A 23968-nucleotide genomic window follows, 5' to 3' on the forward strand; every position below is an offset into this window, starting at 1 on the left:
CCACGGGCCGTTGATCGTGGTGCGGCTTCTGCATGTTCCGCGGCACCTGCCGCAGAACGGCGCACGCGCCTGTCCGCTTAAGTTGTTATCGCTATCAACTTGCCGGCCGCCGTCAAGCGCCGACCACGCGCGGGCGCCGCCGCGGTGGTGCGTCCGACTGGCGGCGGATGAGGGTGTAGTCGAGTACGTGCTGTTCGGCGGCGCCGTCCCGGTCCTTTTGCTGGCGCAAAGTACCGACAAGAAGTTCGACTGCCGCCCGCGCCATCTGGGCAATCGGCTGATGGATCGTCGTCAGTTCCGGCCAGATCGCGGTCGCAAGCGTCGTATCGTCAAAGCCGCAGACGGTCAGGTCCCCCGGCACGTCGAGACCGCGACGATGCGCGACCGCGACGGTCGCGGCCGCCATGTCATCGTTGGACGACACGATCGCGGTCGGCGGGTCGGGCAAGTCGAGCAGTTGTTCGGCCGCGTCCAGACCGGAGCGGTAGGTATAGAGGCCATCCACGATCAGGTCGGGATCCTCCGCCATCCCCGCGTCGGCGAGCGCCCGGCGATAGCCCTCCAGCCGGAGCGCGCTGGCAGAGAGGTTGGGGTTGCCGGCGATGAAGCCGATCCGGCGGTGGCCGAGGTCCATGACATGCTGCGTCATGACAGCAGCCGCCTCGCGATCGTCGATGCGGATGGCGAGCTGGTCTTCGGCCGGTAGCGCGGTGGCGACCGCGACCGTCGGGACCCGCGCATCTCGGAGCAGCGCCAGCAGCGCCGGTGCCTCGCACAGGGGCGGCGGCAGGATGATACCGTCGATGCCGCCGCGGATCAGGTGCTGCGCCACCTCCAGCTCATGCTCACCCAGTTCGCACTTTTCGACGACGATCTGCACGTCGCTGCGGCTGGCCTGGTCGAGGCTGCCGAGCAGGAACTCGCTCAAGAAACCTGCGCTGGGATTGCTGTACAGAAGCCCGATGCGCACCTGCCCTGCCCCAGCCAGGCTGCGGGCGGCGCGGTTGGGCGCATAATTCAGCGCGGAAATGGCGGCGTTGACCGCCTCCCGCGTCGCGGGGCGCACATTGGCCTCGCCGTTGATCACGCGCGAGACCGTCATCGGCGATACGCCCGCCTGTCGCGCAACATCGCTGATCGTCGGCGCCGACCCCGAGCGGCGGGAGGAACGTGTCGGGGCGACGGTAGTGGAATCCATAGGCGTTCGCTGCGGTCCCGTGTTGGATGAGGTGCAGGCATGAACCCAAGCTGCGGGCTGGGCAAGAGTGCGGATGCTGTGCAATGTTCTTGCAGGGTTCAGCGTCCCGCAATATGGTAGCGCTATCTAACCCGATTGACGGAAACGGCCTCGCGAGAAGGCCGAAACCACCGAAGGAGAGCTTTGAATGCGTCTGCGTCTACACCTCTGGCTGGCTACGGCAGCCGTTGCCGCCACTGCCACTCTGGCCACCGCGCGGAGCAATGCGCCTGCCGCACAGCCGGCCGCGGCCCAGGATGAGCCGCGCAGCCCCGATGGGCGCCGCTACCTCGCGCAGCCGCTGGTGCTCGACAAGTTCTTCGCCGACCCGTCGGCACATGTCTTCAACGGCAAGATCTACGTCTATCCCAGCCACGACATCGACGCGGGCATCCCGAACGACGATCTCGGCAACCAATATGCGATGCGCGACTATCACGTGCTCAGCATGGACGAGATCGGTGGTCCCGTGACCGTTCATCCGGTTGCGCTGGACGTGAAGGACATTCCCTGGGCCTCCAAGCAGACCTGGGCACCGGATGCCGCGTACAAGAACGGCACCTATTATCTCTACTTCCCGGCCCGCGACAAACAGGGCCTGTTCCGCATCGGCGTCGCGACGTCCAAGTCGCCCACCGGCCCGTTCAAGGCAGAGCCGAAGCCGATCCGCGGCAGCTATTCGATGGATCCGGCCGTGTTCACCGACACGGACGGCGAAAGCTATATGTACTTCGGCGGCATCTGGGGCGGCCAGCTTCAGCGCTGGAAGAACGGACGCTATGATCCGAACGGCGGCGACACCGACCTGAAGCAGGACGACAAGCCCGCGATCGCTCCAAAGATCGCCCGCATGTCCGCCGACATGAAGCAGTTCGCCGAGACCCCGCGAGACGTCATCATCACCGACGAGAACGGTCAGCCGATCCTGGGCGGCGATCACGACCGCCGCTTCTTCGAGGCAGCCTGGACCTTCAAGCGCAACGGCAAATACTACTTCACCTACTCGACCGGCGACACGCACTTCGTGAACTACGCGATCGGCGATTCGCCGTACGGTCCGTTCCGCTTCACCGGCCACATCCTGAAGCCGGTGCAGGGCTGGACCTCGCACCACTCGATCGTCGAGTTCAAGGGCCGCTGGTATCTGTTCTATCATGACACCCAGCTGTCGGATCAGAACCACCTCCGCTCCGCCAAGGTGACCGAGATGACCTTCAATCCGGACGGCACGATCCAGACCATCGACCCGTTCAAGGATTGATCAGCGGATGTTCCTAGGCATCGATATCGGCACGTCTGGCGTGAAGGCGGTTGTGCTGGACGACCATGGCGCGGTCGTCGGACAGGGCACCGCCGCCCTCAGCGTGCAGCGGCCCCAGCCGCTGTGGTCCGAACAGGACCCGGACGCGTGGTGGCACGCGACCACGGCCGCCGTTCAGGCAATCGACCCGGCGGTGCGTCGTGCGGTGCGCGGCATCGGCCTTGCCGGGCAGATGCATGGCGCGACGGTGCTGGGGGCAGACGATGTGCCGCTGCGGCCCGCGATCCTGTGGAACGACGGCCGCTCCTTTGCTGAATGCGCGGAAATGGAGGCGGCCGTGCCTGACCTCCATGCGATCGCCGGCAATCTCGCGATGCCGGGCTTCACCGCGCCCAAGCTGCAGTGGCTGCGCCATCACGAGCCGGAGCTCTTCGCCCGGATCGCGACGGTGCTGCTGCCGAAGGACTATGTCCGACTGAAGATGACGGGCGACAAGGCGTCCGACATGTCGGATTCTGCCGGCACGCTGTGGCTGGACGTCGCCGGGCGCCGCTGGAGCGACACCCTGCTGGCCGCGACCGGCCTGACCGAGGCACAGATGCCGCGGCTGGTGGAGGGCACCGAAGTTACCGGGCGCCTGCTGCCCGCCATCGCATCGCTTTGGGGCATGGCCGAAGTACCGGTTGCCGGCGGCGGCGGTGACAATGCCGCGGGTGCCGCTGGCGTCGGCGCGGTGCGCGACGGCGATGCGCTGCTGTCGCTCGGCACCTCGGGCGTGATCTTCGTCGCCACCGACGCGTTCCGCCCGAATGTCGCCGGAGCGGTCCACGCCTTTTGCCACTGCCTGCCCGACATGTGGCACCAGATGGCCGTGCATCTGTCGGCCGCCGCGTGCATCGACTGGGTCGCACGGCTGACGGGCGCGGCGGGCGCCGCCGACCTGTTCGAACGTGCGGAGCGTGCCGGCCCTGCGGCCGGGCCGGAGATCTTCCTCCCCTATCTTTCCGGTGAGCGGACCCCGCACAACGACGCACAGGTGCGTGGCGCCTTCCTGCAGCTGGACAACGACACCAACCCGGAACGGCTGGCGCAGGCGGTGCTGGAAGGCGTCGGCTTCGCGCTGGCCGACGGCGTCCGCGTGCTGCGCGAAGCGGGTACGACCATCGATCGCCTGTCCGTAATCGGCGGCGGCGCGCGCTCGCGCTATTGGGGCGAAACCCTGGCCGCGACGATGGACGTGACGCTCGTCTACCTGCAGGGCGGCGAGGTTGGCCCCGCATTGGGTGCAGCCCGTCTCGCGCAGCTTGCCGTCGACGGAGGCACCGGCGCAGATGTCTGCCAGTCGCCGCCCGTTTCCCACGTCATTGAACCCGATCCGGCGCTCGTCGAGCGCCTGGCCCCCAAAGGCGCCAAATTCCGCGACGCCTATCCCCGCATAAGGAACCTGTGATGGCCGAGTTCTTCGCCGACATCCCGCAAATTCGCTATGAAGGCCCCGATAGCGAGAACGAGCTCGCCTATCGCTTCTACGACAAGAACCGCGTCGTCCTGGGCAAGACGATGGAGGAGCATCTGCGCTTTGCCGCGTGCTTCTGGCACACCTTCTGCTGGCCGGGCAGCGACGTGTTCGGCGGCGGCACCTTCAACCGTCCGTGGCACCAGGGTGCGAACGACAGCGCCGCTGCCGCACAGAAGCGCGAGGTCGCGTTCGACTTCTTCCAGAAGCTCGACGTGCCCTTCTACTGCTTCCACGATGTCGACGTGATGGCCGACGCCGCCAACGTCTCCGAGCATCGCCGCTATTTCGCCGAGGCCGTGGACCATCTCGAGAAGCTTCAGGCTTCCTCGGGCCGCAAGCTGCTGTGGGGCACTGCCAACCTGTTCAGCCACCCGCGCTATGCCGCTGGCGGCGCGACGAACCCGGATCCGGAAGTGTTCGCATTCGGCGCCATGCAGGTTCGCGACGCGCTGGAAGCAACGCACCGCCTGGGCGGTAGCAACTATGTGCTGTGGGGCGGCCGCGAGGGCTATGAGACCCTGCTCAACACCGACCTGAAGCGCGAGCTCGACAACCTCGGTCGCTTCCTGACGCTGGTCGTCGAGCACAAGCACAAGATCGGTTTCAAGGGCACGATCCTGATCGAGCCGAAGCCGCACGAGCCGACCAAGCATCAGTATGATTTCGACACCGCCACGGTGTACGGCTTCCTCAAGCGCTATGGCCTTGAGAAGGAAGTGTGCGTCAACATCGAGGCGAACCACGCCACGCTGTCGGGCCACACCTTCGAGCACGAGATCGCCACCGCAGCGGCGCTCGGCATCTTCGGTTCGATCGACGCGAACCGCGGCGATCCGCAGAATGGCTGGGATACCGACCAGTTCCCCAACTCCGTCGAGGAGATGACGCTGGCCATGCTCGAGATCGTCCGCGCGGGTGGCTTCACCACCGGCGGGTTCAATTTCGACGCGAAGGTTCGCCGCCAGTCGATGGACGCAGTCGATCTGTTCTACGGGCACATCGGCGGCATGGACGTCGTCGCCAGGGGCCTGCTGAACGCAGCCGCGCTGATCGAGGACGGTCGCCTGGATTCGATCAAGGCCGAGCGTTACGCGGGTTGGACGGGGCCGTTCGGCAACCGCATCTCTGACCTCGACCTCGCCGGCATCGCCGATCTGGCAGTCGAGCAGTCGATCGATCCGAAGCCGCGTTCGGGCCGCCAGGAGCGGATCGAGAACCTGATCAACCGCTTCATCTAACATCGTCCGTGCGGGCCGGGCATCCGCCCGGTCCGCACCGATCGTCCGGCGGGACGCGACCCGCGCGGGAAAACGAGCCGGACTTGCGCCATCGGCGGAGCCGGCGGCAGACTCGCGACATATCGTCCAAGAAATCGGCATCCGCTCCACAGAGTCGGATCCATAAAGTCCGTAGCCTCCGCAGTATCAAAGCTGCGCCAACTCGGCCCTTTCGCTCCCCTATTACCCTGATACACTTCAAGATACTGGGCGCTGTCAGGCGTTCACGAGCTTGTAGATTCCGCATGGGCGGATGAACCTGCGTCAGCGGGCACGTCTTCCTGGCCGGTCAAGATGTACGACAGGGAGCTTGCTATGGAAATCGGACGACGCGACCTCATTCTCTCCGCGGCCGCGCTGGCCCTCACTCCGCGAGCACTCGCGGCGCAGCGCCCGAACCGGCCGCTGGGCTATGCGATCGTCGGCCTGGGCTATTACGGACTTCGGATCATCATTCCAGAGTTTGCGAATTGTAAGCACAGCCGCCTGGCCGCGGTCGTGAGCGGAGATCCGGCCAAGGCAAGGAGGGTCGCCGCCGAACACGGGCTTTCGGACCGCGCGATCTATTCCTACGCCAATTTCGACAGCATCCGCGACAATCCGGACGTCGACATCGTCTACGTCTGCCTGCCCAATTCGATGCACGCCGAATACACCATCCGGGCCGCCAAGGCCGGCAAGCACGTCCTGTGCGAGAAACCGATGGCCGTCTCCGCCGCGGAGTGCGAGGCGATGATCGCCGCCTGCAAGGCCGCCGATCGCAAGCTGATGATCGGCTATCGCTGCCACTTTGAGCCAACCAACCTGGAAGCCATGCGCCTGGCGCGCGCCGGGGAAGCCGGCAAGATCCGCTACGTCCGTTCCGAACACGGCTTCGTGCAGGGCGATCCGTCGGCCTGGCGGCTCAAGCGTGCGCTTGCGGGTGGCGGATCGTTGATGGACATGGGCGTCTACAGCCTGCAGGCGGCCCGCTACATGACCGGGGAGGAACCGGTCGCAGTGACGGCGCGGGAGTCCACCGACCGCCGCGACCCGCGCTTTACCGAGGTCGAGGACATGATCGAGTGGACGCTGGAGTTTCCCTCCGGCGCGCTCGCTGGCTGCCAGTCGATGTACAGCGCCAACCAGAACCGCATCCTGCTGATGGGCGACAAGGGGCGCATCGAACTGGAGCCGGCCACCCGATACGATGGCAATCGCATGTGGTTGGGCAAGGACGGGCGCGAGCGCGAAGTCACGCCGCCCGCCGGGCCCGCGAAGACCCAGTTTGCGGGCCAGCTCGATCACATCGTCCAGTGCGTCCGCACCGGGCAGGAACCGGTCGTCTCGGGCGAAGAGGGCCTGCGCGACATGCGGATCGTCGAGGCGATCTACCGTTCGGCACGTGAAGGTCGGACCATCCGGCTCGACGGCCGCGCCTGAGCACCGCCACCGGTCCGCGCTGTTGATGCGGCGCGGACCGGAACCAGCCGCCGCACCCTTGTAGACCGTCCGCACAAACGACAACGCCGCCCCGGAGGGCGGCGTTGCGCGTTTCAGAAGGACGCTGTCGCTTAGAAGCGGCCGCGCACACCCACCAGGACCGTGCGGCCCGGGTTATATTCGTTGAACGTGGCGTTGGGGAACTGGAAGTACGAGCTCTGTGCTTCCTTGTTGATGTTGATCACGTTCACGACGACGGTCGGCAGATAGTCGTTGCCCAGGATCTTGCCGAGATCGATGTTGCCCGAGAAATCGAGCTGGCCGTAGTTGCGGCCGACGATCGCTGCAGCCGGGATGCCGTTCTGGTTCAGGCCCGAGTTCACCGAACCTTCGTTGTACGTATAGGTCAGGCGCGCCGACAGGCCGTTGCCTTCGTAATAGCCGGTCAGCGTGTAGGTGGTCGGCGACACGCCCAGTGCGACGGCCGGAACCTGGCCCTCGCCGCGCTGATCGATCAGGGTCAGGTTGCCCTGCACGCCAAAGCCTTCGACGCCGATCAGACGGGTCGCGAAGTCGAGCGGCTGGGTGATCTGGAACTCGAGACCGTTGACCTTGAGCTTCCCGTCCGCGTTGACCTGCTGCTGCAGCTGGACCGGAACCTGCTCAGGCGCAATGCCTGCCGGGCCGGCACGGTCGAGCAGCGCCTGCTGCTGCGCCGCGGTGAGCGAAGCAAAGGTGATGCCGAACGGCGCCAGCGTCGAGAACGGAACGGTGTTGATGCCGTTGATCGTGAAGCCGGTGATTGACTTGCGGAATGCTGCAAAGGCGATGACGCCTTCGCCGCCCGTGTAGTACTCGAAGCCGAGATCGATGTTGTCCGAGATGTACGGCGCCAGCGCATTGTTGCCGAGCGTACCCACGTCCGCCGAAGGCGAGGTGAAGCTTGCACCCGGCAGCAGCTGGTTCGGATCCGGACGGGTCATCGTGCGAGAGATCGACGCACGGGCCACCGCCTTGTTGCCAAAGCTGTAGGCGGCGCTCGCCGACGGCAGGAAGTTCGAATAGACCCGCTGCGTCTGCGCGAAGTTGACGATCGTGGGATAGCACGAACCGTCGAGCGCGAAGGTCGGGCTGTTGCCCGGGCAGGTGACGCCGTCGCGAACGTTCAACGGGTTCGGCAGCGTCGTCCGGCCACCGACGCGCTGGTCGGTGCGGACGTAGCGCAGGCCACCGTTCAGGCGCAGCGTATCGCCGTCCCGCACGTCGAACACGCCGTTCATCTCGACGAAGGTGCCGGTCACCTTCTCGCGGATCAGGCCGCCGTTGGCGCCGCTGCTGCCTGAACCGGTCTCGGTTGCGCCGGCGAGCAGCTCGTTATAGCCGGTCGCATCGCGGAACTTGTTCCAGTCGACGGTGACGAAACCCTCGGGCGTCGGACGCAGGAAGCCCGGCACGGCAGCGGTCGGGACCAACGAACCGCCATAGCTGAGCGGCGGCAGCCCAGTCGAGAAGCCGGTGCCATAGCCAGGATAGGTCGGATAGCCCGGAGGGGCGACCGTGCCCGGCAGATTGGCGCCGTCACAGACCGGCTGACGGTTCGGACCCGGCAGGACGACGTTGGGATTGTTGCCGCAAACCGCATTCTGCCACGGATTGGTGTTGTCGAACGGGGTGATCCGGCGGCTGGTGTCGTCATACGCACCGCCGACACGAACGCTGAACCGCGCCTCATCACCGAACAGCAAGCTGCCGCGAACACCCTTCGTCTCGGTCCTGCGCTCTTCGCCGTTCAGGTTCAGGCGACCGCCGCCGGCCCAGCCGAAGTTTGCCGGGTCGTTCAGGTCGATGTTTGTGGCGATGTCAGGGATGCCGCCGTTGTTGGTGTAGTTCACCGTCACGCCGCTGCTCGGCGGCGTGATGACCAGCACCGTCGGGCTTTCGCGACGGAAGTTGCTGCGGGTGTAGTTCGCCTGCAGGTCACCCTTGATGAAGTCGTTGACGACGAACTCCATGCCCGGGTTGACACCCCAATAGTCCTGGCGATCGCGATACGGACGATATTCGAGGAAGAACTGGGAGTTGGCATAGGTGCCGCCCGTGACGGTGCAGCCGCTCGCGCAGTCGGTCTTGTCGTAGGTGGTGTTCAGCGGGATGACGGCGCCATTCCGCACGGCCCAGTTCATCGCCGTACGCTGGAAATCGGTGTTCCGCTTTGCGTACATGCCGTCGACATAGAAGTGCAGCGCGTCGCTCGGGCGCCATTCCAGCGAGGCAAGGCCGTTATAGCGGGTGCGCTCGCCGATCTCGGTACGCGGACGGCCGAGGCGCGGCAGGAGGCCGTTGTCGATCTGCTCGATCGTCGCGCCCGGATTGTTGCGAAGCAGGAAGGCCTGGTCGATGACCGTACCCGCGGTCAGCCCGTTGCCGGCGTTGATCGGCACGGTGCCCGGGATCGTCCAGTTGCCGCCGCCGGTGTTGTTGCGGGTGGGACTGCTGCTCTGGGCGGCGGTCAGGTTGGGGTTGGTCCAGCCGATCGTCTCGAAACCGTCCACGCGGAAACGGTTCTTGACCGCTGCGCCGCCGACCAGGATGCCGAAGTCGCCGAAGGTGGCGCTCGCCAGGACGTGACCGCGATAGCCCCACTTGTCCGCCGCGCTCACCTTCGAACCCTGCAGGCCATAGCTGACATAGGGCTTGGGGTTGTCGAACGGCCGTGCCGAACGCAGGTTTACGGTACCGGCGGCGCCCCCCTCGATCTGGCTCGCGGTCGGCGACTTGCTGACGGTCAGCTGCGTGAACAACTCGGTCGGGATGAGGTCGAGGTCGACTTCACGGTTGGTGCTCTGCGCGTCGAAGCGCACCGACGCGATCGCGACCGGCGCCCCGTTCAGCAGGACGCGGGTGAAGTTCGTGCCGAGGCCGCGGATCGCGACGTTGGCGCCTTCGCCGGTCACTTCGCGGCTGATGGTGACGCCCGGAATACGGTTCACCGATTCCGCGATGTTGGTGTCCGGGAACTTGCCGATGTCTTCGGCAAAGATCGTGTCGGTAAAGCCGATCGAGTTCCGCTTCGCGTTGGTCTGGCTCTGCAGCGACGCGCGGTAACCGGTAACAACAATGTCCTCGTTGCCGGTGGCAGAGGGATCGGCGGGAGCCTGTGCAGTGTCGTCGATCGCGGTCGGCTGGGTCTGGCCAGCGCCATCCTGCGTCTGCGCGCCTGCCTCAGTGGTGGCGCTGCTGGACGACGAAGCGGTCGGCTCGCCCTGGACCTGCGCCAGTGCCGGCCACGCTACCGTGGTGAGCAGAAGGGCGGCAAAGCCGCCCGTGCGACGAATCTCTGAAATGGGTTTCATATGTCCTCTCCCTGTAACCGGGGCGTGTTCGCCCTCGTGTTCCGATTTCAAGTTCGTTTACTGGTAGCGCTAACCAGCGCAAGCCCTTGTGTAAGTAATGTCCGCTAGTGTCACTCGGCGGCCACACTGGGATAACTGCCCGTCGAGCCGTTTAGGCGTGAGATCAACAGTCACCGGTACCGGTACAAGCGCACCTTCTGAATGCCCCATTGCCCGGCCGGGAGCCGGACATGACGCCCCTGATGCGTCTGGTCACCGTTCAGGATGCGCCCGCCAACCCATCGTCCCGCGGAATCGAAACGCCCCTCTTCCGCGCGATCGATACCGGCGAGCGAGGGCCCTTCCCCCGCGCCGCTAAACGTGACGGTAATCCCCTGACCCGCGATGAGATACTCGTCTGCACCGGTATGGACGATCATGCCGCCATAACCTGCCGTTTCCGGCGTCATTGCGGGGCGTTCGATGTCGGCAAAGGCGACCGTGAAGCGATAGTCACCGATCCGACGCACCTGCGGCTCGTAATCCAAGGAGTCGTCATAGCGTTGCCGCGGCTTGAACCCGGCAATGCGATCCGAACCCTGCGCTGCCAGGATGTGGGGCTGGAGCTGGCGCAGCACGCTGTACGCGGCGCCAAGCTGCCCCGGCTCATCATCTACGGAGTCGATCGAGAACGGTCCGAAGCCGATCGCGTCTCGCTCGCCAAAGGCATAGAAGGCGTTGGCTGGCACAATCGGATTGTCGGCGTTGTGCGCCTCCGGCACGAACAGCGGGTTGTCGGGCCGATGATAGCGGTCGACGATCTGGGTGAAGTTCGAGAAATAGATGTCCGGCGCCAGCAGGTCGATCGCGGGCGCACCCGCTTTCCAGACATCGATCAGATGGGGCAGCGGCCCGCCGCTCGGATATTCGCCAGGCGCGCGCCCTGGGCGGTTGAGCGCGACGTTGACGTACATCGGCAGCGCATAGGCAGCCTTTCCGGCACGGGCGAGCGCATCGGCGAACCGGGCATAGTGCCAGGCCGTGAACACTTCGGCTGCGGCATCGCCGTCACCGAACAACTCCGCCCAACTTCCCTGCGTGCGGGCGCCGCGTTCGACCCACATCGCCTTCATTTCGGGAACGAGATTGTCGCGGTGCTGCGCGAGATACGCCGTCAGTTCATTCGGGACCGGCTGAGCGAAGGCCGCATTGGCGGCAGCCGAATAGTCACGGGCAACCGGTAGCATACCCATCTCGTTCTCGACCTGGACCATGACGACGGTGTTCCGGTCACCATCCACTGCCTTCAGATGTGCGAGCATGGCGGAATATGCGCCGGCGTCCGCCCGGATCATCTCGGGACCGAATGTCGAGAGGATCTCAACCGACTGCCCATTGGGCAGACCCGCCCGCGGGAAGCGCACCTGGTCCCGCTTCACCCAGCCGGGAACATAGGTCGACATCGAGTTCTTGTAGGCGCCGAACCACAGCAGCACGAGCTTCAGGTCGTTCGCCCGCGCTTCGCGAAGCATCACGTCGAGGCTCGACCAGTCATAGCGGCCTTCGACCGGCTCGATCAGCTCCCACGACACCGGCGCCAGCACGGCGTTGAGGTTCATTGCGCGCAGCTTTGCCCAGTGCGGCGCCATATAGGTTGCGCTCGACGCAGCCGAGTTGCTGAGCTCGCCCGCGATCAACAGCATCGGTTTGCCGTCAACCACCAGCTGCGTCGCCTCCCCCCTGCGCTCCAGCCGGGGTGGTTCTGCAAGGGCGGGCGCCGCCAACATCAACGTTGCGCCCATCATCGCGGCAATGTTCTTCACGGCAGTACCCCTGGTTGAAGATCGACGGTTTGCGCTCATTGCGCGGTCCGCAAGCAGCGCCACCGTCTCCGGCGCTTCTGCCGCGCCCTCGGTGAAGGCGCTCACTTCACCAGCTCCACAGCGTCCCGTCCTCGAGGCGGTTCACCGGCAGGAAGGCGCGCTTGTAGCTGTGGGTTTCCGCCAGCGCCTCGTCGATGTCGACGCCCAGGCCAGGCTTGTCGCCGGGGTGCATGAGGCCATCGGCAAAGGAATAGGCGTGCGGGAACACCCGATCGGTTTCCTCGGTATGCGGCATATGCTCCTGGATACCGAAGTTCGGGATCGACAGGCCGAAGTGGAGCGCCGCCGCCATGCAGATGGGGCTGAGGTCGGTTGCGCCGTGGCTGCCGGTGCGGACCTGATAAAGATCGGCGAGCGCGGCGATACGACGCATGTGGGTAATGCCGCCGGCATGGACCACCGTCGCGCGGATATAGTCGATCAGCTGGTTCTCGATCAGCGACTTGCAGTCCCAGATCGAGTTGAAGATTTCCCCCACCGCGAGCGGCGCCGTGGTGTGCTGACGGATCAGGCGGAATGCATCCTGGTTTTCCGCCGGGGTCGCATCCTCCAGCCAGAAGGGCCGATACGGCTCGAGGTCGCGGCCCAGCCGCCCTGCCTCGATCGGTGTCAGCCGGTGGTGGATGTCGTGCAGCAGGTGGACGTCCCAGCCGAGCTCTTCGCGAGCTGCGCGGAACAGTTCGGGGACCACGCGCAGATACTTGGACGTCGACCAGATGCTTTCGCTCGGCAGGTCCGCGTCGGCTGGCTCATAGCGCTCGCCATGCTTGGCGACGCCGTAGGTGGAGGGCAGCCCGGGCACGCCGCATTGCAGGCGGACGGCCAGATATCCCTCGTCCATCGCCGCCTTGGCTGCCGCGATGGTGTCGTCGATTGAGGCGCCGTTCGCATGGGCATAGACCATGCACCCCTCACGCGCGGCGCCCCCCAGCAACTGATAGACCGGAAGGCCCGCGATCTTCCCCTTGATGTCCCACAGCGCCATGTCGACCGCGGCGATCGCGGTCATCGTCACGGGGCCGCGACGCCAATAGGCGCCCTTGTAGAGATACTGCCAGACGTCCTCGATCTGATGCGCCTCGCGCCCGATCAGGCAGGGTACGACGTGATCGGCGAGATAGCTCGCGACGGCGAGTTCACGGCCGTTGAGCGTAGCATCGCCGACACCGGTCGTGCCGTCATCGCACTCGATCTTGAGCGTGACGAAGTTGCGCCCCGGGCTGGTGATAATGACGCGCGCGTTGACGATCTTGGGCATGGAGTTCCTCAGGCGATTTCGAGCATGAAGGATGGAAGGGCGGGGCTGTTGTCGCCGCTCACCATTATGCGGCAGCCGGGTGCGACAGCGGAGCGGATGAAGTGCTGACGGAACAGGGAGGGTCTTCGCAGACCAGCGCCGAGTTCCGCGGCGTTCGCCTTCAGCGACCCGTACAGATTCAGACGCAGGCGACCGCGTCGGGCAATACTCCAGGTGGGCCGCTTCAAACTTGCTCTCCGCAACGGGCGACCGTCTCTCGCGGCTTGCCTGTTCAAGTGATACCGTTACCATGAAGAGGAGCGCGCTGCCTTGTCAATCGACGGCGCGCCGGGAGAGATTGATGAAGGCAATGAGAACGCTGGTGCGAGCCAGCGCCATGGCACTTGCGACTAGCTTGCTCGCGGCTCCGGCCGTTGCTGAAGATGGATATGACCTGTGGCTGCGCACCCGTGCGCCGGCCTCCGCGCAAACCCAAGTCTCGCGGATCGGCGAAGCGCCCGCGCTTCGTCTGGCGGAGGCAGAGATTGGCCGCGCCCTGGCCACAGCGTCGGCGCTGCCGGTGGTGGTCGCGCTTGCGAACGATCCCAGCGTGGCCACGCTGCGGCTCCCGCTCACCGACTTGGGTGACGAAGGCTATCTGGTCCGCCGGGTGTCGCTTGGCGGGCGCCAGGTGGTGCTCGTCACCGGCAATACCGATCGCGGCGCACTGTACGGCGCCTTCGCGCTGATCCGCCACGCCAGCACCGGTGGCCGGGTCGAGGACGCGAACCTCCGCTCCGCACCCAAGGTGAAGCTGCGTGTCCTCAACCATTGGGACAACCTCGATGGCACGGTCGAGCGCGGCTATGCCGGCCAGTCCCTATGGGACTGGTGGAAGCTCCCGGACTTCCGGGATCCCCGCTACACCGATTACGCGCGAGCGAATGCGTCGCTTGGCATCAACGGGACGGTGCTGAACAACGTCAATGCCAAGGCCGACAGCCTGACCGCGCCGTATATCGCCAAGGCAGCGGCACTTGCCGACGTGTTCCGCCCCTGGGGTATTCGCGTTTATCTGTCGGCGCGCTTCTCGGCCCCGATCGAGATCGGCGGCCTCAAGACTGCCGATCCGCGCGACCCTGCGGTCGCTGCCTGGTGGAAGGCCAAGGCGGACGAGATCTACCGGGCCATTCCGGACTTCGGCGGCTTCCTGGTGAAGGCGAACAGCGAAGGGCAGCCTGGCCCGCGCGACTATGGCGCAAGCCACGGCGACGGCGCCAACATGCTTGCCGCAGCGGTGAAGCCGCACGGCGGCATCGTGATGTGGCGCGCGTTCGTCTACGCCGATACCGATCCGGAGGACCGGGCGAAGCAGGCCTATACCGAGTTCAAGCCGCTCGACGGCACCTTCGCGGACAATGTTCTGGTGCAGGTGAAGAACGGCGCCATCGACTTCCAGCCGCGCGAGCCTTTCCATCCGCTGTTCGGGGCAATGCCCAAGACGCCGCTGATGATGGAATTCCAGATTACCAAGGAATATCTCGGACAGGCGACCCACCTCGCCTATCTGGGGCCCCTCTTCACCGAAGTGCTGGAAGCAAAGACCGGCCGCGGCAAGGAAACCGTTGCGAGTGTCGTCGACGGCGAGAGCGAGAACCACCGGCTGACCGGAATGGCCGGCGTGGCCAACATCGGCAACGATCGCGACTGGACCGGCGGCACGTTCAACCAGGCCAATTGGTACGCGTTCGGGCGGCTTGCCTGGGATCCGTCGCTGCAGGCCGATGCGCTCGCGCGTGAATGGGCGCAGCAGACGTTCGGCACCGACCCGCGCGTCGTGACCCCCGTGGTCGACATGATGATGCGCTCGCGTGAGGCAGTGGTCGACTATACCGGCCCCTTCGGCCTCGCCCATCTGATGGCGACTGGCCACCATTATGGCCCCGGTCCCTGGGTCAGCGAGTTGCAGCGCCCCGAGTGGAACCCGGTCTATTATCACCGCGCCGACCGTCAGGGCATCGGCTTCGACCGGACGAAGACGGGCAGCAACGCCGTCGCCCAATATGCCCCGGCAATCGCGAAACGCTATGCCGACCCGCGCACGACGCCGGAAAGCGAGCTGTTGTGGTTCCACCACCTTCCCTGGGACTATCGCCTCAAGAGCGGAGAGACGCTGTGGGAGGGCATGGTTCGCCGCTATGACCGCGGCGTCGCAACGGTCGCGGAGATGCGCCGCGAGTGGGACGGCCTGCGTCCCCTGGTGGACGCGGAACGCTGGGAAAAGACCGCAACCTTCCTCGCCATTCAGGAGCGGGAGGCGCGTTGGTGGCGCGACGCGAGCCTGGCCTATTGGCAATCGGTGAACGGCCTGCCCTTGCCCGCCGGCGCTGCTGCGCCCGAGCATGACCTCGCCTGGTACAAGGCGCAGAGCTTCCCCCACGCTCCCGGGCACACGGACTGAGGCGGCGGGCGTCATGACATCAAGGACACACCCGATGGCAGCACCCTGGAAGGCGGCCATCGCGACCGCCGCCCTGCTTTTCGCGAGCGGGGCGGCGGAGGCCCGCTCGAACGAACCCCGCTGGATCGCAAGTTGGGGCTCCGCGCAAATGGTGCCGGAGGGGGAGAACGCCCTCCCCGCCGATGCCGCGAGCGCGATCACCTTGCGTCAGGTCGTCCGGATCTCGGCCGGCGGCACGCAATTTCGCGTGCGGCTTTCCAACCGGTTCGGGACGCGACCGCTGCCGATCGGCGCCGCGCACCTCGCCGCCGCCGCAAAGCCTGGCACGCCAGCCATCGGCGCCGGCGCGCCGCTGACCTTCGCCGGGCGCCGCGATGCGGTGATCCCGGCAGGTGCGGAGCTCTATTCGGACCCGGTCGCCTTGTCCTTCGCTCCGGGCGCAGATCTCGCGATCAGCCTCTACCTGCCGGAGACGCCGAAACCGCAAACCGGGCATCCCGGCGCCCGCGCCACCAGTTTCCTTCTCTCCGGCAACCATGTCGCCGAACCCGACCTGCCGGGCGCGCGTACCACTACCCGCTGGTATGTGATCGCCGATGTGGAGGTCGCGGCCCCCGCAAACGCCGGGACCGTGGTGGCGATCGGCGATTCCATCACCGACGGCTATGGCGTCATGCCCGAACGCAACACCCGCTGGACCGACGTGTTCGCGCAGCGGCTGCGCAGCCAGCCGGCAACCCGCAACATCGGCGTGGTCAACGCAGGGATCGGCGGCAACCGCGTCCTCCTCGACGGGCTTGGCCCGAACCTCATGGCGCGGTTCGACCGGGACGTGATCGCCCGCAGCGGCGTGCGCTGGGCCATCGTGCTGGAGGGGATCAACGACCTCGGCACCCTCACCCGCGATGCGCCCGCCACGCCCGAGCAGCACCAGGCGCTGGTGCAGCAGGTTACCGCCGCCTTCCGCGAACTCGCCGCGCGAGCCCACGCCCATGGCATCAAGCTGATCGGCGGCACGGTGATGCCGTTCGGCGGCAACAGCTATTATCATCCCGCGCCGGAGCTGGAGGCGGCGCGGCAGGCGATCAACAGCTTCATCCGCACGTCCGGCACGTTCGACGCCGTCATCGACTTCGACCAGCTGATGCGCGACCCCGCCCATCCCGACCGGCTGGCGCCTGCGCTCGATTCCGGGGACCACCTCCATCCATCGGAAGCGGGCTATCGCAAGATGGGCGAAGCGATCCCGCTCAACCTGTTCACCCAAAGCTGCCGCCCGGCGAGCAACTGCAACTGACGCCGCCCGATTTAGGGCGACAGCACAAGACTTTACCGGACAAATTACCGCTGGCCGGGGCGCAACGGAACTCGCGCCCCGGCCAGTCGTAGTCGCTGCGGATACACCGCAAGGACAGGTCCATGGCTGAGGGCATTTCACGCACCGCTCGACCCGCGTTGGGCATCGGCGGTCATCCGATCTATTCGGCGCTTCTCCCCGTCTCGATCACCTGCTTCGTCGGCGCCCTGATTACCGACATCGTCTATTCCCGCGCGCCAGACATGATGTGGCTCAATTTCTCCAGCTGGTTGCTGCTGGCGGGATTGATCGTCGGCGGCGTCGCAGGCGTGGTCCTGATCGTAGAACTTCTTCGCGGACGAGCCCGGGGCAACCAGGGTTTCCAGGCACATGCCCTGTTCTTCCTCGCCGCCTGGGTGACGGAGGTCTTTAACTCCTTCATCCACGCGCGCGATGGCTGGACGGCTGTTGTGCCGGCCGGCCTCGTCCTTTCGGCGCTGGCGGTCGTATTCAGCCTTCTTGCTGGCTGGTTCTGGCAGTCTGCCAGCCGGATCCACACCGGAGACCTTCGATGAAGCGCAGCCTTGCCGTGATGCTTACCTTCACGGCGCTTGCCGCCTGCGGCGGCGGAAAGAAGGTCGATCCGAACTCGCAATACGGCCAGAACCCGGTCCTGCCCGCGCCGAGAGAGGGGCTGATCTCGGACGTCGGGGTCTATGAGGTGGTGGGCTGGCAGGACGGCGACACGCCTACCGTTCCCGCCGGGTTCCAGATCGAGGCGATCGCGACCGGGCTCTCCAATCCGCGCAACGTCCTCGCGCTTCCGAACGGTGACATGCTGATCGTCGAGTCCAGGAAGGAGGGCGGCGAGCCGGTCCAGCGGCCAAAGGATCCGATCCGCGACTGGATCATGTCGATGGCACATGGCTCGTCAAAAAAGAGCGGGAAAGCCCCGCCGCCCAGCAATCGTATCACCCTGGTTCGGGACACCAACGGCGACGGCCGCCCGGACGGACGTTCGGTGCTGCTCGATAAGCTGTATGCGCCCTTCGGCGTCGCGGCCGTCGGGAGCGACCTGTACGTCGCCAACACCGACGCGATCGTGCGCTATCCGTTTGCGCCGGGCCAGACGCGCATCACCGCGCCCGGCGTCAAAGTGGCGGACCTGCCTGCCGGGCCGATCAATCACCACTGGACGAAAAGCCTGACGGCAAGCCCGGACGGCTCCCGCCTGTACGTCGGCATCGGGTCAAACAGTAACGCGCTGGAACGCGGCATCGAGGCGGAAAAGGATCGTGCGGCGATCCTGGAGGTCGACCCCAGCACCGGGCTGTTCAAGGTGTTCGCCAGCGGGCTGCGCAACCCCAACGGCCTCACCTTCTATCCTGGCACGAACACCTTGTGGGCGGTCATCAACGAGCGCGACGAGCTGGGTCCAGACCTCGTTCCCGACTATCTGACGTCCGTCCAGCCGGGCGCCTTCTACGGCTGGCCCTACAGCTACTACGGCCAGCATCTGGACCCGCGCGTGCGGCCGCAACGCCCCGATCTCGTCGCGCGCGCAGTGTCGCCCGACTATTCCCTGGGCTCCCATGTCGCACCGCTCGGCCTTGCCTTCTATGCCGGCACGACTTTCCCCGCGAACTATCGCGGCGGCGCCTTCGTTGGCGAGCACGGCAGCTGGAACCGCAGCGATCCGCACGGCTACAAGGTCGCCTTCATCAGCTTCCGCGGCGGGCGACCGGTCGGAAATCCGCAGGACTTCGTCACCGGCTTTCTGAAGGATGGGAAGGCACACGGTCGGCCCGTCGGCGTCGCGGTCGACCGCACCGGCGCCCTGATCGTCGCGGACGATGTCGGGAACACCGTCTGGCGCATCAGCTACACCGGGGCACCGGAAGCGCCCGTAGCCGGGTCGGCAGCCCAACCCCGGACCTAAGTCACCATCAGCCCCTACAGAGAAATGTCGCGTCGTTGATATTGCTAGTGACTCGCAAGAAGCATTGAGCTAGAGGCTCCCCACCAACGAGGGGGACCCAATGCGTTTTTCGGACTGCCTGCTTTCGAGTGTTGCTGTTGCATGCCTGTGCGCTGCCCCTGCGCAGGCATCCCCCGCCTCCCCGCCGGAAGCGGACACCGTCGATGCCCAGGGCCGCTCTGGCGATGAAGTCATCGTCATCGGCAAGAGCTATGGCCGGGAAGTCGGCAAGACGATCACGCCGCTGAAGGACGTTCCGAATACCGTCACGCTGATCGACCGTGAGCAGATCGAAGCGCAGAACCTGTTCACGCTGGAGGACGCGATGACCGCGACAAACGGCGTTACCGTCACCGGCATCGGCAGCGAAGACCCGTCCTACGTTTCGCGCGGCTTTGCGATAACCAACTATCTCGTCGACGGCGTACCGACGCTCTCCTTCGGCTTCCCGGGCGTCGTCCCCGACCTGTTCGGCTATGACCGGCTGGAAGTGTTGCGCGGTCCCGCGGGCCTCTTCAGCGGTTCGGGCAGTCCCGCGGGCAGCATCAACCTTGTGCGCAAGCGTCCGCTGGACGAGGATCGCATCACCGCGTCCGCGGGATACGGCAGCTACGACAATCTGCGGCTGGAGGCGGATGCATCCGCACGTATCGGTGGCCGCGCCGGCGTCCGCGTGGGCGCCATGCTGCAGGACCAGGACCAGTTCTTCGACATTGCACATCGCAAGCGCTGGGGCGGCTTCGCGGTCGGCGAGCTGGAAATCGGCAACCGCACGACCCTCACCGCCGGCGTCTATTACGACCGGTTCAAGCCGGCCATCCAGTCCGGCCTGCCCGGCTATGCCGGCGGTGCGGACGGCAGTGACGGTCGTCTGCTCGACGTTCGGCGTTCCACCTATCTGGGCGCGGACTGGAACCGCTTCGATGCGGAGACCACGTCCGCGTTCGTCGAAATCGCCCATAAGGTAAGCGACCGCTGGACCCTGCGCGCGACCGGTTCGATCGCGAACGTCGATCGCATCGACGTGTACAGCTATATCGGCAATCAGGCGGTCACGACCCAGCCGGTTGGCACCACGCCCACCAACAACGGCGTCACGAACCACATCGCCTATCGCGGCGACAACCACCAGAAGACGCGTGCGTTCGACGTGAACGGCATCGGCAGCTTCCCGCTGTTCGGTCGCGACCAGACGTTGATCCTGGGTGTCGACTATCAGGCGCAGGACTATACCAGCGACTTCACCCGCCTTTCCAACTACGCACGCATCGACGTGTTCAACCCGGTCTCGCCGCTGGAGCCGCCGCTCGATCCTTATGGCGCGTTGCCGCCTTATCCGGTGCAGGGCACCGACGGAAACTGCGCTATCGCGGGCCGCTGCGTCACGCAGGTCTATGGCGGGACGATCACCCAGGTCGAGCAATACGGCCTTTACGGGCAGACGCGCATCAGCCCTGTCGCGGGACTGACGCTGGTCGGCGGCGGTCGCCTGACCTTTTGGGACACGAACACCCAGACCACGCGGCCTCAGCCGAGCCCCGTCAGCGGGTACGGCGTCGACGGCCGCTTCACCCCCTATGTCGCCGCCCTGTGGGACATCACGGACAACCTGAACGTCTACGCCAGCTATTCCGACAGCTTCACCCCGCAGGTCGGCCCCGGCGGCCGCACGCGTGCCGATGGCGCCAGGACCGAGCCGCTGATCGGCGACCAGTATGAAGCGGGCACGAAGCTGGCGCTGTTCGACGAACGGCTGCTGCTCTCGCTGGCAGGATATCAGATCGTCCAGAAGAACCGGATCATCAACGACCTCGATGATGCGACCCTGTTCGTCCAGGCGGGTCGGGTACGCGCACGCGGCGTCGAGGCGGAAGCGAGCGGCCAGATCCTGCCCGGCTGGCGCGTGAACGGCGGCTACACCTATACCAAGACCAAGTATCTCGAGGACGCGCAGCCGCAGTTCAACGGCATCCCGCTGACCCCGATCATTCCCAAGCACATGGTGAAGGTCTTCACCAACTATGCGCCGGTCGATGGTCCGCTGGCGGGTGCCAGCATCGGCGGTGCGCTGACGTGGTTTGCCAGCACCTATGGCGGCAATCCCGCGATCTATCGCCCGGACGGGAGCGTGCTCACGCGCTCCACCATCGTCCGCCAGGGCGACTATGCGGTGGTGGACGTGCGCGCGGGCTATAAGCTCAACGATCGCATCGGCTTGTCGGTCAATGTTAACAACGTGTTCGACAAGGTCTATTACTCGCGCATCTCGTCCACGGGGCGCGGCAATTACTACGGCAGCCCCCGCACCGTGTTTGCAACGTTGCGCGTGAGCTATCCGTGACCCTTCTCCCCCTCCACTTCCCCTCCACGAAAGGGCTATCCATGAAGAAGATGCTGCTTGCCACGCTCCTGCTGGGCCTGTCGACGACCGCACAGGCGCACGAGGTCTGGATCGAGCGAGACGGTGCCGGTCCGGCCCGCATCTATCTGGGCGAACCTGCCGAGGCGATGCCGCAGGGCGGCGATCCCGAGTTCGCCAAGCTCAAGGCACCCAAGCTGCTGTCCGCGCCCGGCGCGCGGCTCGAGCGCAAGGCCGGCTATCTGGAGGCCGCGCTCCCCGCCGGTGACGTCCGCGCGTGGGACGACAACGTGTTCGCGCCCTGGGGTGAGCCCGGCAAGCAGGAGTCCGTGGTTTACTACGCCCGCGCCGGCCGCACCGAGACCCGCGCCGCGCTGCCGTTCGAGTTCGTGCCCGCAAAGGCCGGCAGCGACCGCTTCCGCCTGATCCGCGACGGCAAGCCCGTGGCAGCCACCGAAGTGACCGTGATCGCCCCCGACAAGGCGACCCAGAAGCTGACCACCGACGCAAAGGGCGAGATCGCCGTGCCGGTGACCGGCAAGGGCCGCTATCTGCTGACCGCCGCGCTGAAGGACGAAGGTGCGCACTCGACCCCGGCAGGTCCGGTGGCAGTCCTGCACCGGATCACGACGATCAGCTTCCTCGCTAGCTGAACGCGCCGGCGCGGCTTCAGGGATTGCGATTCCTGGAGCCGCTCCGGCCGGTGTTGCCGGCCCTGATGCTGCGCGAGCACGAGCGAATTTGACGGCGGCGCTTGCGCGCGGGGGTGGCAAGGACGAAGTGTCCGCCTTCACCAGCACATTGGATCGCCATGCGCCGCCTGCTTCTCGCCTCCGCCCTGATCGCCCTTCCCGTCCTGGCCGCGCCCGCCATCGCCGGACCGGACGCGCCCTCGCCCATCCTGACCACGCCCGATGCGCGCGACGTGCTCACCTATGCCCGCCCGGAAGTGGCGCGCGTCACCCATGTCGACCTGGATCTGACCGCCGACTTCGCGACAAAGACGATGCGCGGCACCGCGACGCTGGACATCCTAGCGCGTCCGGACGCGCGGGAGATCATCCTGGATGACAAGGGGCTGGTGATCTCCAGCATCACGGATGGAGCCGGAAAGCCGCTCAAGTGGAGCGTCGGCGCAGATGATCCGTACAAGGGCGCCCCGCTCACCATCCAGATCGGCAAGGCGCGCCGCGTCGTCATCACCTACAGCACGCAACCGGACGCGCGCGCGCTCGGCTGGCTGCCGCCCGAGCTGACCGCCGGCAAGCGCAAGCCCTATCTGTTCAGCCAGGGCCAGGCGATCAACAACCGCAGCTGGATCCCGACCCAGGACAGCCCCGGCATTCGCCAGAGCTGGACCGCGTCGATCACGGTGCCGGACGATCTCGTCGCCGTCATGAGCGGGGAGCGACTGACGCCACAGGGCGAGCCTGCTGGCGAAGGCCTGCGCCGCTACCGGTTCCGCATGGACCGCAACGTCCCGCCCTATCTGATCGCACTCGCGGTCGGCGATATCGGCTTCCGCCCGGTGGACGCACGCACGGGTGTGTTCACCGAACCCGCCGAGCTCGACCGGACCGCGGCGGAACTCTCCGACACCGGCAAGATGGTGAACGCTGCCGAGGCCTTGTACGGTGCCTATCGCTGGGGCCGCTTCGATGTCCTCGTACTGCCACCCTCCTTCCCGTTTGGCGGGATGGAGAACCCCACCCTCACCTTCGCCACGCCGACGATCATCACTGGCGACAAGTCCAACATCGACGTGATCGCGCACGAACTGGCGCACAGCTGGTCGGGCAACCTCGTCACCAACGCGACCTGGTCCGACAGTTGGCTGAACGAGGGCTTCACCACCTATTTCGAGAACCGCATCGACGAGGCGCTCTATGGTAAGGAGCGGGCGGCAACGCTTGCCGATCTTTCGTGGGATGACCTCCAGCGCGACCTGAAGGAGGCGAAGCCCGAACAGACCCGCCTCCACGGCGATCCCGAAGGCACCTACGGGCAGCTCGACTATAACAAGGGTTCGACCTTCCTGCGGACGATCGAGTACACGGTCGGACGCGAGCGCTGGGACGCGTATCTGCGCTCCTATTTCGACCGCCACGCCTTCCAGCCGCAGACCAGCGCCAATTTCCTGAAGGACCTGCGCGCCAACCTGATCAAGGGCGATAAGGCGCTTGAGGAAAAGCTGCAGCTGGACGCGTGGGTGTACGAACCCGGGCTCCCTGCGAATGCGGTGCACGTCAAATCGGCGACCCTCGCCAGGATCGATGAGATCCTGGATCAGGTGAACGCTGGCGCCCCCCTTGCCGCCATCGACACCAGCCGCTGGTCGACGCAGGAGTGGCTGCGCTTCCTGAACGGCCTGCCCCGCCAGCAGACGCCGCAGCGGCTGGCGGAGCTCGACAGCGCGTTCGGTCTTTCGAAGTCGACCAACGCCTATATCCGCTCTGCCTGGCTCGTACTGGCGATTGGCAACCGCTACCAACCCGCGGTCGCCTCAGCCGAGCAGTTCCTGCCCAGTGTCGGGCGCAATTTGCTTATCACCCCCGTCTATCGCGCGCTGAAGGCACAAGGTGACTGGGGCATGCCGATCGCGCGCCGCATCTTTGCGCAGGCGCGGACCGGCTACCACCCGGTCACAGCCTCCGCGATCGCACGGCTGCTCGAATAGCGGCGATGACAGACCCCGCCCGTGCGCC

The 23968-nt window shown here is 66.0% G+C and carries 15 protein-coding genes; 11 read left to right on the forward strand and 4 right to left on the reverse strand.

Features of this window, described 5'->3' with window-relative positions:
* Nucleotides 1-112: 112 nt before the first annotated feature.
* Complete coding sequence (locus QP045_RS04920) at nt 113-1198, reverse strand: LacI family DNA-binding transcriptional regulator (protein ID WP_422513842.1); 1086 nt, start codon at nt 1196-1198, stop codon at nt 113-115.
* Nucleotides 1199-1385: 187 nt separating this feature from the next.
* Between QP045_RS04920 and QP045_RS04925 the strand changes: the two genes are divergently transcribed.
* The 4 genes from QP045_RS04925 to QP045_RS04940 all read left to right on the forward strand — a co-directional run bounded on the left by QP045_RS04925 (nt 1386) and on the right by QP045_RS04940 (nt 6716).
* Nucleotides 1386-2498 (forward strand): glycoside hydrolase family 43 protein, encoded by a 1113-nt coding sequence (locus QP045_RS04925; protein ID WP_422513843.1) that lies wholly within the window; start codon nt 1386-1388, stop codon nt 2496-2498.
* Between the two features lie 7 nt (nt 2499-2505).
* Nucleotides 2506-3948, forward strand: coding sequence for a xylulokinase (xylB, locus tag QP045_RS04930; protein WP_422513844.1), 1443 nt, complete (start codon nt 2506-2508; stop codon nt 3946-3948).
* Nucleotides 3945-5255, forward strand: a complete 1311-nt coding sequence (gene xylA / locus QP045_RS04935) for a xylose isomerase (protein WP_422513845.1) — start codon at nt 3945-3947, stop codon at nt 5253-5255. Before xylB ends, xylA begins: the two co-directional genes overlap by 4 nt.
* 354 nt (nt 5256-5609) lie before the next feature.
* Nucleotides 5610-6716 (forward strand): Gfo/Idh/MocA family protein, encoded by a 1107-nt coding sequence (locus tag QP045_RS04940; RefSeq protein WP_422513846.1) that lies wholly within the window; start codon nt 5610-5612, stop codon nt 6714-6716.
* A gap of 131 nt (nt 6717-6847) precedes the next feature.
* On the opposite strand, the gene QP045_RS04945 is transcribed toward QP045_RS04940, so the two are convergent.
* The 3 genes from QP045_RS04945 to manD form a co-directional block, all read right to left on the reverse strand.
* Nucleotides 6848-10069, reverse strand: a complete 3222-nt coding sequence (locus tag QP045_RS04945; RefSeq protein ID WP_422513847.1) for a TonB-dependent receptor — start codon at nt 10067-10069, stop codon at nt 6848-6850.
* A 170-nt stretch (nt 10070-10239) separates the two neighbouring features.
* Nucleotides 10240-11976 carry a DUF5597 domain-containing protein gene (locus tag QP045_RS04950; protein WP_422513848.1) on the reverse strand — a complete coding sequence of 579 codons (1737 nt, stop codon included), beginning with the start codon at nt 11974-11976 and terminating at the stop codon, nt 10240-10242.
* 1 nt (nt 11977) lies between these two features.
* The gene (gene manD / locus QP045_RS04955) at nt 11978-13189 is read right to left on the reverse strand and encodes a D-mannonate dehydratase ManD (protein WP_422513849.1); all 1212 of its coding nucleotides are present in this window, start codon (nt 13187-13189) and stop codon (nt 11978-11980) included.
* A 340-nt stretch (nt 13190-13529) separates the two neighbouring features.
* On the opposite strand from manD, the gene QP045_RS04960 reads away from it, so the two are divergent.
* From QP045_RS04960 to QP045_RS04990, 7 genes are all read left to right on the forward strand, one after another.
* Complete coding sequence (locus tag QP045_RS04960) at nt 13530-15629, forward strand: alpha-glucuronidase family glycosyl hydrolase (protein WP_422513850.1); 2100 nt, start codon at nt 13530-13532, stop codon at nt 15627-15629.
* 34 nt (nt 15630-15663) lie between these two features.
* A complete protein-coding gene (locus QP045_RS04965; RefSeq protein WP_422513851.1) occupies nt 15664-16926 on the forward strand; it encodes an SGNH/GDSL hydrolase family protein in 1263 nt (420 codons plus the stop codon).
* A 122-nt stretch (nt 16927-17048) separates the two neighbouring features.
* Nucleotides 17049-17501, forward strand: coding sequence for a DUF2231 domain-containing protein (locus QP045_RS04970; protein WP_422513852.1), 453 nt, complete (start codon nt 17049-17051; stop codon nt 17499-17501).
* Nucleotides 17498-18865 (forward strand): PQQ-dependent sugar dehydrogenase, encoded by a 1368-nt coding sequence (locus QP045_RS04975; protein ID WP_422513853.1) that lies wholly within the window; start codon nt 17498-17500, stop codon nt 18863-18865. Before QP045_RS04970 ends, QP045_RS04975 begins: the two co-directional genes overlap by 4 nt.
* Before the next feature lie 100 nt (nt 18866-18965).
* Nucleotides 18966-21245, forward strand: coding sequence for a TonB-dependent siderophore receptor (locus tag QP045_RS04980; protein WP_422513854.1), 2280 nt, complete (start codon nt 18966-18968; stop codon nt 21243-21245).
* A gap of 41 nt (nt 21246-21286) precedes the next feature.
* A complete protein-coding gene (locus QP045_RS04985) occupies nt 21287-21916 on the forward strand; it encodes a DUF4198 domain-containing protein (RefSeq protein WP_422513855.1) in 630 nt (209 codons plus the stop codon).
* 158 nt (nt 21917-22074) lie between these two features.
* Nucleotides 22075-23940: a M1 family metallopeptidase gene (locus QP045_RS04990; protein ID WP_422513856.1), complete on the forward strand. Its 1866-nt coding sequence runs from the start codon at nt 22075-22077 to the stop codon at nt 23938-23940.
* Nucleotides 23941-23968: the final 28 nt, after the last annotated feature.

The organism is Sphingomonas sp. 3-13AW (assembly GCF_049311085.1).
Taxonomy (GTDB): domain Bacteria; phylum Pseudomonadota; class Alphaproteobacteria; order Sphingomonadales; family Sphingomonadaceae; genus Sphingomonas.

What these genes read in the sequence shown, in the direction of transcription:
- QP045_RS04920 (WP_422513842.1), bottom strand. Translation starts at nt 1,198, where the DNA reads ATGGATTCCACTACCGTCGCCCCGACACGTTCCTCCCGCCGCTCGGGG.
- QP045_RS04925 (WP_422513843.1), top strand. Translation starts at nt 1,386, where the DNA reads ATGCGTCTGCGTCTACACCTCTGGCTGGCTACGGCAGCCGTTGCCGCC.
- xylB (WP_422513844.1), top strand. Translation starts at nt 2,506, where the DNA reads ATGTTCCTAGGCATCGATATCGGCACGTCTGGCGTGAAGGCGGTTGTG.
- QP045_RS04940 (WP_422513846.1), top strand. Translation starts at nt 5,610, where the DNA reads ATGGAAATCGGACGACGCGACCTCATTCTCTCCGCGGCCGCGCTGGCC.
- QP045_RS04945 (WP_422513847.1), bottom strand. Translation starts at nt 10,069, where the DNA reads ATGAAACCCATTTCAGAGATTCGTCGCACGGGCGGCTTTGCCGCCCTT.
- manD (WP_422513849.1), bottom strand. Translation starts at nt 13,189, where the DNA reads ATGCCCAAGATCGTCAACGCGCGCGTCATTATCACCAGCCCGGGGCGC.
- QP045_RS04960 (WP_422513850.1), top strand. Translation starts at nt 13,530, where the DNA reads ATGAAGGCAATGAGAACGCTGGTGCGAGCCAGCGCCATGGCACTTGCG.
- QP045_RS04965 (WP_422513851.1), top strand. Translation starts at nt 15,664, where the DNA reads ATGGCAGCACCCTGGAAGGCGGCCATCGCGACCGCCGCCCTGCTTTTC.
- QP045_RS04970 (WP_422513852.1), top strand. Translation starts at nt 17,049, where the DNA reads ATGGCTGAGGGCATTTCACGCACCGCTCGACCCGCGTTGGGCATCGGC.
- QP045_RS04975 (WP_422513853.1), top strand. Translation starts at nt 17,498, where the DNA reads ATGAAGCGCAGCCTTGCCGTGATGCTTACCTTCACGGCGCTTGCCGCC.
- QP045_RS04980 (WP_422513854.1), top strand. Translation starts at nt 18,966, where the DNA reads ATGCGTTTTTCGGACTGCCTGCTTTCGAGTGTTGCTGTTGCATGCCTG.
- QP045_RS04985 (WP_422513855.1), top strand. Translation starts at nt 21,287, where the DNA reads ATGAAGAAGATGCTGCTTGCCACGCTCCTGCTGGGCCTGTCGACGACC.
- QP045_RS04990 (WP_422513856.1), top strand. Translation starts at nt 22,075, where the DNA reads ATGCGCCGCCTGCTTCTCGCCTCCGCCCTGATCGCCCTTCCCGTCCTG.